Genomic DNA, 8,906 nt, shown 5'->3' with positions numbered 1-8,906 from the left:
AATACATTCGATTTTCCAGCATTGTTTGATCCAGTCAATATGCTAAACATATTAGAGAAATCTATACGTACGTTATAAAGAGACCGAAAATACCGGATTTGAATGCTTTTAATATACGGTAGCCAAGATATGTCATTCATCATTTTTAGTAGCCTTATTTTGGAGATATGCTGATACCGTAGCCGCGAATATTTGTATAACTCTCAACGGAACGGATTGGATGTGGCTATATAGTGAATCTCTTGTTTGCTAGCGTGTGCAGTATCTTAGGGCTTAAATGAGTTCTGAAGGATGTTCTTTCGGGCTGAATGCGCCATGAAAAGAACTAACTCGAAATTTATAGATCGATTGATACTCTTAACAGCCGATGAAGCTATCTGCCTCGTATCACAACCTAGTAATCCATAGCGGGAATTTTCCGACCAATCTGTAGTGAGCGCATACGAATGCCAATACATAAACACAATACACCTACTATGTAGTTGATGAATTTTGTTTGTAGAAACAATACGTTAGGTGGTTTGCGTAGCAGTTTACGAGTTCATCACGAACTGGACGGCGATCCTGGCCCCGCCGGGCCACTTGGCGTCGGGCGGGTTGGCGCCGTAGCCGACCATGTCGCGCGGGTAGTTCTGTTCTATGGACATATCGTTACCTCCCATCCCTTCTTATCCCCGGCGGGGGTGCCATACAAGCGCACGGGATGACGGAAGACCTTCCGGAAAAAACCTGTGGATGGACACCGAACGTCACTATTTCGGGCTTAACGTCATCATTTTTGGGGTGGGTGTCACTGTCGGCGTCACTATGACGGTGGCGGCGAGGAAAGCGAAGTAGGGGGCAATGCACGCGAACCGCGGCGGATCGGACTCGCCGGAGCGTTTTTGATGATTTACGATGTCAAAGAACCGCCATCTCAGAAGAATGCAAAATTTTATCAAAAATGTATTAGGAATTCAATCCCTTATGTAATTGCGCAGGTACACGGCAACGTTCCTTGCTTCACAAACTGGGGAACTTCGCCACCACCTCTCGCGTCGATCCCTCCCGCCGCACGCTCAGCGGCAGCCATGTCCCCGGCGCCTGCCGGCTGACGATTTCGACCAGTTTGCCGACTTCGCTGGTCGGCGTTCCGGCTGCCGCCAGGATGATGTCGCCGGTCTGCAAGCCGGCTGCCGACGCGACGCTGTCGTTGGCGACGGATTCGATCCGGATGCCGCCTTCCTGCGGGGCGAGGCTGACGCCGAGGCGGGGGCGCCATGAGGCTTCTTCGGTTTCCGGGTCGGCGGAGACGCCGAAGACGGCGTCGGCCAGGGCCGGTGTCAGGTCGGCGCAGGGGCGGTTGGCGGCCCAGGGGAGAAGGACGACGTTGTCCTGGAGGCCGAGGGCGTTCAGCTGGTGGGGGACGCCGTGGCGGTTTTCCAGGTGGCCGCCGCCGATGATGCCTACCGCCAAGGCTCCAGCATTTAGGTGGGCGGCGGCCAGACCTTCGGCGAAGGCGCGGTCCCACAGGACCTGCACGTCGCGGAAGCGCTGAAAGGCGGGATCTTCCTTCACCTCGGCGGCGCCGCCGGGACGGCCATGGGCGGCGTAGATGTCGGCAAGGAAGTCGGTGTAGGCATCCGATGCGGCGGCGGGGTCGCCGATGCCTTCGCGCTGGTCGGCGGGGACCTGGGGCCAGCCTTCCTTGCCGACGCGGCCGGTCAGGGTGCGCTCGACATTGAGGGCCACGACCGGGATGCGGTTCATCCGGGCGAAATGGAGGATCGGCATATAGAGCTGGCTGTCATAGCCCCAGACGGTTCGCCAATCGGTTTCATCCAGGAACTGACGTTCGGTCGTCTCGCCGGCGATCCAGCGGTCCAGCGCGGGCTGAACCCGGCGCGGGAACATCTCCATGCCGATGACGAGATCGGGGCGGTAGGCATGCAGCCCCGCCAGGGTTTGAAGCTGCCAGCGGTGCTGCTCGGCGCTGTCGTGGCGTTCGCCCAGCATCACGACGGACGACCCGGCGGCCCGCTGGAGGAGTTGAGGTCCGGGGACCGTTCCTTTGGACGGTTCGACCCAGCCGGCCTGGGGAACGCAGGTCGCGGAGGAAGCCGGCGGAGGTTCGGCTGCCTGCGCCCGTGTCATCGGCGCGAAGCCGGCCAGCAATGTGGCGGCGGTGGCTGCTACAGCGATCGATCCTCGCACCGGCACCATCCTATTTTCCGTTCAGGCTACCCTGACATGTAGTGTGGGGCGCGGTCACGGCCATACCGGTAAGAATAGCTCATCGCGTGGGGCTCATGGCTTGGACAGGGGAACGGGATCGACCGACTCGGTCGGCAGGTCGAACTGCTGCCAGACCTCGATGCCGTCACGGTACCAGTAGATCCGGGTATAGCCCCAGGACAGCGCCCGCTTGGCGGCGTTCCACGACATCCAGCAATCCGTGACGCAGTAGAAGAGCAGGGGCGTGCCGGTGTTGCCATCCGTCAGGCGTTCCAGGTTGGAACGGAAGTAGCGCTCGATTTCCGGTTTGAGGACGCCTTCGCCGGTTTCGGGCAGCCATGTGCTGCCCTTGATCGCGACATGCGGCTTGGCGACCAGCCACTTGCCTTCCAGGCCGGCCGATTCGCCGCGCGGCACCTTCATGACGTCGATAAACAGGACGTTGCCGGCGCGATACAGGGCCTCCGCTTCTTCCAGCGTGACGGTCGTGGCGCCCGGCACTTCGGCGGGGACGGGGGCACGGTAACGGTCCAGGCGGTACCCGTCAGGGACAGGCACGTCCGAGCCCGGGCGATTGTCGGGGGAAGCCGGAGCCGCAACCGCCGGCAGGATCGTGATAAGGAGCGCCAGTGCAGGCAGCCAGCAACGTTTCCGCGTCATCGCGCGAGCCAAGCACGAAGGCGGCGGCGGGGGCCAGTGCATCGATAGTGGCATAGGCGGCACGGAGCTTAACGGCTATGCTACCGCCTTGGCGTCTGATGGTAGTCTACGCATGACAGCTTATTCCTCCCGACACATCTCCCCGCATGTCGCCCAACCTGCCGGTCAGCCTGCCGGCCAATCTGCCGATGAAGCGGCGGACCGGTCGGCTGGGCCGGGCCTGTCGATCGAGATCGACAGCAAGCGGTATCCCCCGGTCGGCGATGCTCCGGCCCATGTGGCGATCCAGGGCTTGCGCCTGACGGCGCGGCGCGGGGAATTCGTCGCCCTGGTCGGGCCGTCCGGCTGCGGCAAGACCACCACCCTCAACATCGCCGCAGGGCTGGACAGGGATTTCGAGGGCCGCATCGGTCTGCCCACGGCGCCGGGCCGCAGCCGTCCCGTCCTCGGCTACATGTTCCAGAACCCCCGCCTGCTGCCGTGGCGCACGGTCTATCAGAACCTGGCGCTGGTCCTGGACGGCGGCGACGACGACGACGGGCGGATCGCCGCGCTGCTGGAGGCGGTCGGGCTGACCGCCGTCCGCGACCAGTATCCCAGCCGCCTGTCGGTCGGCATGGCGCGCCGCGCGGCGCTGGCCCGGGCTTTCGTCGTTCAGCCGGACCTGCTGCTGATGGACGAGCCGTTCGTGTCGCTGGACGAGTTGACGGCGCAGCGGCTGCGGGCGCTTATGCTGGATGTCTGGCACGCACGGCCGACGACCGTGCTGTTCGTCACCCATAACCTGCGGGAGGCGATACAGCTTGCCGACCGGCTGGTGCTGCTCTCCGCCGCGCCGACCCGCGTCCTCGCCGATCTGCCGATCGATCTTCCCCGATCGCTGCGGAACGACGAAGCCGCCGTCGAGGCCTTCCGTGCGGAACTTCTGAGCAGGGCGGGGCCAGCCTTCCGGCTGCTGGGCTAGAACCTTGGGCCTGGACTAGACGCAATACCTTTCAATAGTATTTCCAAGAAATGTAAGATTCATAGCGGGTTTTGGAGTGATGAGCCTGACTGGCCGACGGTAATGTAGACGCGGGCTCCTGGCCGCGTTCACTCCGCACATCCATCGCTTTGAGGTGTGCGTAAATGCGCGGCATGGCGGGGGGTGCGCGTATCCGCGCACTGAACGCGGCCGGAGGCCGCGTCTACGAAGAGCGTCACCCTGGAACACGAGATGAGCCAAATGCTATTGAACGGGATTGGGACTAGACGGTCTGGACTTGCCGGGGGCGGATTTGGCAGGCTGAACTTGGCAGCGGTCCCGGCGATGGAGTAATGTCGGCGACATGTCCGACACGCCCGTTCCCGAGAGAAAAACCGTCATCCTGACCGGCGCCAGCCGGGGGATCGGCCACGCCACCGTCCAGCGCTTCAGCCAGGAGGGCTGGCGCGTGATCACCTGCTCCCGGGAGGAGATTCCGGAGGACTGCAAGGCCGATCCCAACTGGACGCACCATATCGCCGCCGATCTGGGCGATCCCGACAGCCGGTCGGACTTCGTGCGGGAGGCCAACAAGGTGCTGGCCGGCGGTCCGCTGCACTCCCTGGTCAACAATGCCGGCGTGTCGCCCAAGACGCCGATCAAGGAGAGGCTGGGCTGCCTGAACGGCGATCTCAACGCGTGGCGCGCGGTGTTCGAGCTCAACTTCTTCGCGCCGCTGGTTCTGGCGCGCGGGTTCGCGGCGTCGCTGGCCAAGGGCAAGGGCGCGATCGTCAACATCACTTCGATCGCCGGACACGCCGTCCACCCCTTCGCCGGCTCGGCCTACAGCACGTCCAAGGCGGCGCTCTCCGGGCTTACCCGCGAAATGGCGGTCGAGTTCGCCGATCTCGGCGTCCGCGTGAACGCCATCGCTCCGGGGGAGATCGAGACGGCCATGCTGTCGCCCGAAACCGACATCCTGATACCGCGCATCCCGCTGCACCGGCTGGGCCAGCCCTCGGATGTCGCTTCGGCGATCTTCTATCTGAGTTCGGCGGATTCAGCCTATGTGACGGGGACCGAGATCTTCGTCACCGGCGGACAGCATCTCTATTAATATCAGCGGCATTAAACATTGGCTGGTCAGAAGCGTTGGATGTCGGGCCTCACCGGTCAACCTTAAAGACCGCTCGTATAGGCGGATCGGCTTTCAGTCGAACCGGGACGCCTTCTATCCCGGCGGTTCTTCCTCATGGATTTCCGCATTGTCCGGGATCGGCACCCCCTGGAGCTTCCGCGAGGTCCAGATGTGCTTGGCTTGGGACAAGTCGGGCGGGACGTCGAGCGAGCCGCCCTTGATGCTGATCGTCGGATCGCGATCGGGATCGCCGTGCCATAGGCGTGTTCCGCATCGCGGGCAGAATGCGCAGTCGAGGGTGCCTGCGACGGAGGCATGCCGGGTCCAGATCCGAGGCGTGCCGGACAGGCGCACCAGATCCAAGCTTCTGACCATCACCGAGATGCCGAATGCGGAGGACGATTGCTTCCGGCATTCGCGACAGTGACAGACATAGAGATCGACGGGTGCTCCAACGATCCTGTAGCGGATCAAGCCGCATTGGCATCCGCCTTCCATAACGGTTCCGGTCGGTTGCTTCGTCATATCCTGCTGACCCCGCTGTCCAGGAGGAACCGTTCGAGGTTGCCGAACCCCGGATGCTCTTTTCGGTTCGCCATACTAACCGAACCATCGCCGCATTAACCACTTATCGCGCTCCTCGAGGCTTTGACATCGCGAGGTCCAGCTCAACATGATGCTTGCTTAACAAAAGTGTCATGAAGGATGGACGGAGTGGTAGCGGTCGCCGGGAGCAGAGTGGAAGCGGGGGGGCGAAGCCCAGCCCGAAGCGGATCAAGTCTGAAGTGGTTGATGGCCGCTTTGTCATGCTCCCTGAGCGTTGTCGTATTGTCCGTGCTTCAGACAAGTTTCACTTACGGAGAGCTGTTCAACGATCCGGCCGACATCATCGGCTTTCATCCCTTGCTCGGTCTGGTTTCCATGCTGGGGCTGTTCGGGTGGGCGGCCGCTGCCGGGGTGTGCTTCCTCAGCTATGCCGTGATCCGGAGGGACAGTTCACCCTATCTCCGGCGCTTCTTCCTCGCGGCGGGGCTGTTCACCCTGTTCCTGATGGCGGATGACGCCTTCATGTTGCATGAACAGGTATTGCCGAACGGCTTCGGCATCCGGGAGCGCTATATCAAGCTGGCCTATCTGGCGGCGGCAGGCGCCTTCGGCCTTGTGTTCATCAAGCAGTTGATCGGCAACAGCCCGGTGATCCTGATCGCCTCGGGCTTGTTCTTCGCAGCCAGCTTCACCTTCGACAATCCGGCGGTGCTGAACTTGCTCGGCTCCTTCGAAAGCGGCTTCGTGCTTTACGTGATCGAGGACGGATGCAAGTTCACGGGCATCCTGCTCTGGCTGACATGGCTGTTCCGCACCAGCCTTCAGACCATCCAGGCACGGCCCGGTTACAGAAGCGAGGCCAGGAGCCTTTAGGACAGGAGCCTTTTTCCGGAAGAGTCGTGTCGGAGGGCATCGGTGCCGGGCCTTTCGGGCCCGGCATTCCGCCCGCTGTGCCGATGCCGTCAGTGGGCCAGCAGTACCGGGACGTTCGACATGGCCAGGATATGGCTGGTGGCGCCGCCGAATATCATCTGGCGGAGCCGGCTCTGCGTGTAGGCGCCCTTGATCAGCAGATCGACTTCCAGCGCTTTCGCGTGCTCCAGGATCGTCTCGCCGACGCCCCGGTTCTGCGGCACGTGCATGGCCTGGGCTGGGACGCCCGATCTGGTCAGATAGCGGGCCGCTTCCTCGGCCGACGGACCTGCCACCATGCCGCCTTCGACGGACAGGATGAAGACCCGTTCGGCCCGATCCAGGAACGGCCGGGCGAAGGCCACGGTCCGTGCGGTTTCCGTGCTGGCGTTCCAGGCTATCATGATGGATTCGCCGATCTTCTGCGGCGCCGTCGGCGGCGCTACGAGGACGGGCCTGCCGCCGTCGAACAGGGCCGCTTCCAGCGTGCTCATGCGGGGCGGCGTCGCTCCCCGTGACGGCTGGCCCAGCACCGTCAGGTCGAACAGACGGGCATGCTGGCCGATGAAGTCGTCGCCGGGCGGGGCTTCGATCCGGAAAGTCGCCCAGGGCTGGCCGGTGCCGGCGCCGCCGTCCAGCGGAACGTCGTTGCGGTTGAGAAAACGTTCGAACTCCGTCCGGCTGCGCTGGATGCTGTCCCAGTCCTCCTTGCGGAAGTCCTCGACGACGTAAGGCGCCCCCATGCCGGTCGCAGCGATGATCCCGGCAAAGTCGGGCCGGACATGCAGGCCTTCCATATGGCTGCCGAAACGCCGCGCCACCAGCAGGGCCGTCTCCAGCACCGATTCCAGCAATTCGCTTTCTTCGACCGGGATGAGGATGCTTTTCATGGTCCGGTTCCCCCTGATGTTTTCGGATCGCTCGTCATTTTCCCCATCCAATCATCCGACGGGGCGGGCCGGCGCGCAACAGTCTTTGGCGCCGGCACCCGTGCCGGAAACGGCACGCCGGGAGCCGCCGTTCCGCAAAGTAAAGACGGGTCTGTATAGTTAACAGCCAATAAATGGCTATGTCAAATCGTCACGCGGCAGCCGGATGAAAGGATCGGCGCAAGACAAAGGGCCAGACTGGCCTTAATCTCGGGGCCAACCCGTCTTTCCCACTGTCCAAGCTGGTTTGATCATGAATGACGTCGCTGAATTCCTAGCCTATGCGATCAAGCTGGAGGAAGATGCCGCAGCGCGGTTTTCCGATCTGGCAGAGTCGATGAAGACCTACGGCAACCGCGAAGTGGCTGAATTTTTCGGCAAGATGGCCCATTTCTCGCGGCTGCATCTGGCTGAAGCCCGCAAGCGTGCCGGTTTTCATAAGCTGCCGGACATGAAGCCGGAAGATTACAAATGGCCGGACGACGAGAGCCCGGAAGCGACTTCCATGGAAGGCTCCCATTATCTGATGACGGCGGAATATGCGCTCGCCCTGGCTCTTCAGAGCGAGGAGAACGGGTTTGCCTTCTACCAGAACGTCGCGGTCACCACCAAGGACGTCGAAATCCGCACCATGGCGGAGGAGTTCGCCGAGGAAGAGGCGGAGCATGTCGCCGAGTTGAAGAAGTGGGTCAAGCGCTACGAAGCGGCGTGACGCCATGGGCCTATGGCGAGTCGCGGCACGAACCCAGGGTGGATGTCCCCTGTCCGTGCCGCGGTTCGCCGTAACCTATGCCTTCAGGGCAGCATAATCGTACTCGTACGTCTTCTCGTCCGGCTTGAAGCCCTGGAAAGCGGAAATCACGTCCTCGAGGCTGACGCCTTCGGGGACATTCTGTATTTCGTAAACAACGGACGATCCGCTGGTCGGACCGACATCGGCGGTACGGTGCGCTTTTGTAATAGCGCCTTCGCCGGCTACCTTGATCATATACGATGCCATATGCGTGCTCCTGTTTCGATCGGTGTCAATACTTGCAATCTGAGGGTCGGGCCAATTTCTGACCTTGGCCTACGTTAGCAGGTGCCGGGGCACGGCACCGCGCGACAAGTTGCCCGCTGCTCCGGCCGGTCACAGACATTTCCCTTTGGAAGCACACGCATGTATGATCGTGCCGCATTGGGAGGTATCGATATGGATGCGGCCATCGTCATATCAGCTATCATATTCATGTATGCCGTTTCAATATACAACCGTATGCAGAAGCATTGGCAGTCGGTGCTGGAAGCTTTGGCCAGCGCCGATACCGAAACCGGAACTGCGACGGGGTCCGAACAGGATCTTCGCCGGGGACGGTGCTATGCCAAGATCGCGGCCTACAACACCTATCGCGCACAGTTCCCGCAGATCGTGTTGAGCCGGCTGGCCGGCTTCAGGGCCGTGGAGTTTCCGGCAGCCGGACGCGCGGCGCCGCCGCCGCCCGGAGCCGAGATCATCCAGCTGGAGATCGCCGGTCCCCGCAAGCTGCGTGACCCTGCCGCAGAT

10 protein-coding genes are annotated in these 8,906 nt (G+C 62.1%); 5 read left to right on the top strand and 5 right to left on the bottom strand.

The annotated features are described in order from the left end of the window. Positions 1 to 1,002 precede the first annotated feature (1,002 nt). Positions 1,003 to 2,193 (bottom strand): ChaN family lipoprotein, encoded by a 1,191-nt coding sequence (locus AC5JJ6_RS29735; protein WP_496045519.1) that lies wholly within the window; start codon positions 2,191 to 2,193, stop codon positions 1,003 to 1,005. A 93-nt stretch (positions 2,194 to 2,286) separates the two neighbouring features. Beyond that, positions 2,287 to 2,874: a PQQ-dependent catabolism-associated CXXCW motif protein gene (locus AC5JJ6_RS29730; RefSeq protein WP_496045518.1), complete on the bottom strand. Its 588-nt coding sequence runs from the start codon at positions 2,872 to 2,874 to the stop codon at positions 2,287 to 2,289. Positions 2,875 to 2,986: 112 nt separating this feature from the next. Here AC5JJ6_RS29730 and AC5JJ6_RS29725 point away from each other — a divergent pair, with 112 nt between their 5' ends. Together AC5JJ6_RS29725 and AC5JJ6_RS29720 are read left to right on the top strand one after the other, a co-directional pair. After that, positions 2,987 to 3,838, top strand: coding sequence for an ABC transporter ATP-binding protein (locus AC5JJ6_RS29725; RefSeq protein ID WP_496045517.1), 852 nt, complete (start codon positions 2,987 to 2,989; stop codon positions 3,836 to 3,838). Positions 3,839 to 4,202: 364 nt separating this feature from the next. Next, positions 4,203 to 4,955 carry an SDR family NAD(P)-dependent oxidoreductase gene (locus AC5JJ6_RS29720; protein WP_496045516.1) on the top strand — a complete coding sequence of 251 codons (753 nt, stop codon included), beginning with the start codon at positions 4,203 to 4,205 and terminating at the stop codon, positions 4,953 to 4,955. Positions 4,956 to 5,069: 114 nt separating this feature from the next. On the opposite strand, the gene AC5JJ6_RS29715 is transcribed toward AC5JJ6_RS29720, so the two are convergent. Then, a complete protein-coding gene (locus AC5JJ6_RS29715; RefSeq protein WP_496045520.1) occupies positions 5,070 to 5,474 on the bottom strand; it encodes a GFA family protein in 405 nt (134 codons plus the stop codon). Positions 5,475 to 5,768: 294 nt separating this feature from the next. Between AC5JJ6_RS29715 and AC5JJ6_RS29710 the strand changes: the two genes are divergently transcribed. Next, positions 5,769 to 6,395, top strand: coding sequence for a DUF8692 domain-containing protein (locus AC5JJ6_RS29710; RefSeq protein ID WP_496045515.1), 627 nt, complete (start codon positions 5,769 to 5,771; stop codon positions 6,393 to 6,395). A gap of 89 nt (positions 6,396 to 6,484) precedes the next feature. Here AC5JJ6_RS29710 and AC5JJ6_RS29705 read toward each other — a convergent pair whose 3' ends face one another. Then, complete coding sequence (locus AC5JJ6_RS29705; RefSeq protein WP_496045514.1) at positions 6,485 to 7,324, bottom strand: universal stress protein; 840 nt, start codon at positions 7,322 to 7,324, stop codon at positions 6,485 to 6,487. A gap of 292 nt (positions 7,325 to 7,616) precedes the next feature. Here AC5JJ6_RS29705 and AC5JJ6_RS29700 point away from each other — a divergent pair, with 292 nt between their 5' ends. Continuing rightward, a complete protein-coding gene (locus tag AC5JJ6_RS29700) occupies positions 7,617 to 8,075 on the top strand; it encodes a ferritin-like domain-containing protein (protein WP_496045513.1) in 459 nt (152 codons plus the stop codon). A gap of 75 nt (positions 8,076 to 8,150) precedes the next feature. Here the strand turns inward: AC5JJ6_RS29700 and AC5JJ6_RS29695 are convergent, their stop codons facing one another. Then, positions 8,151 to 8,351 (bottom strand): hypothetical protein, encoded by a 201-nt coding sequence (locus AC5JJ6_RS29695; RefSeq protein ID WP_496045512.1) that lies wholly within the window; start codon positions 8,349 to 8,351, stop codon positions 8,151 to 8,153. A 288-nt stretch (positions 8,352 to 8,639) separates the two neighbouring features. On the opposite strand from AC5JJ6_RS29695, the gene AC5JJ6_RS29690 reads away from it, so the two are divergent. After that, the coding region (locus tag AC5JJ6_RS29690) for a hypothetical protein (RefSeq protein WP_496045511.1) at positions 8,640 to 8,906 on the top strand (267 nt) is incomplete at its 3' end.

Source organism: Skermanella sp. (assembly GCF_059503625.1).
The sequence above is the reverse complement of the archived record's forward strand: the minus strand, read 5'-3'. Positions and strand labels throughout refer to the sequence as shown.

Coding starts and splice junctions, on each gene's coding strand:
- AC5JJ6_RS29720 (WP_496045516.1), top strand. CDS start 4,203: ATGTCCGACACGCCCGTTCCCGAGAGAAAAACCGTCATCCTGACCGGC.
- AC5JJ6_RS29700 (WP_496045513.1), top strand. CDS start 7,617: ATGAATGACGTCGCTGAATTCCTAGCCTATGCGATCAAGCTGGAGGAA.
- AC5JJ6_RS29730 (WP_496045518.1), bottom strand. CDS start 2,874: ATGACGCGGAAACGTTGCTGGCTGCCTGCACTGGCGCTCCTTATCACG.
- AC5JJ6_RS29725 (WP_496045517.1), top strand. CDS start 2,987: ATGACAGCTTATTCCTCCCGACACATCTCCCCGCATGTCGCCCAACCT.
- AC5JJ6_RS29715 (WP_496045520.1), bottom strand. CDS start 5,474: ATGGAAGGCGGATGCCAATGCGGCTTGATCCGCTACAGGATCGTTGGA.
- AC5JJ6_RS29710 (WP_496045515.1), top strand. CDS start 5,769: ATGGCCGCTTTGTCATGCTCCCTGAGCGTTGTCGTATTGTCCGTGCTT.
- AC5JJ6_RS29705 (WP_496045514.1), bottom strand. CDS start 7,324: ATGAAAAGCATCCTCATCCCGGTCGAAGAAAGCGAATTGCTGGAATCG.
- AC5JJ6_RS29695 (WP_496045512.1), bottom strand. CDS start 8,351: ATGATCAAGGTAGCCGGCGAAGGCGCTATTACAAAAGCGCACCGTACC.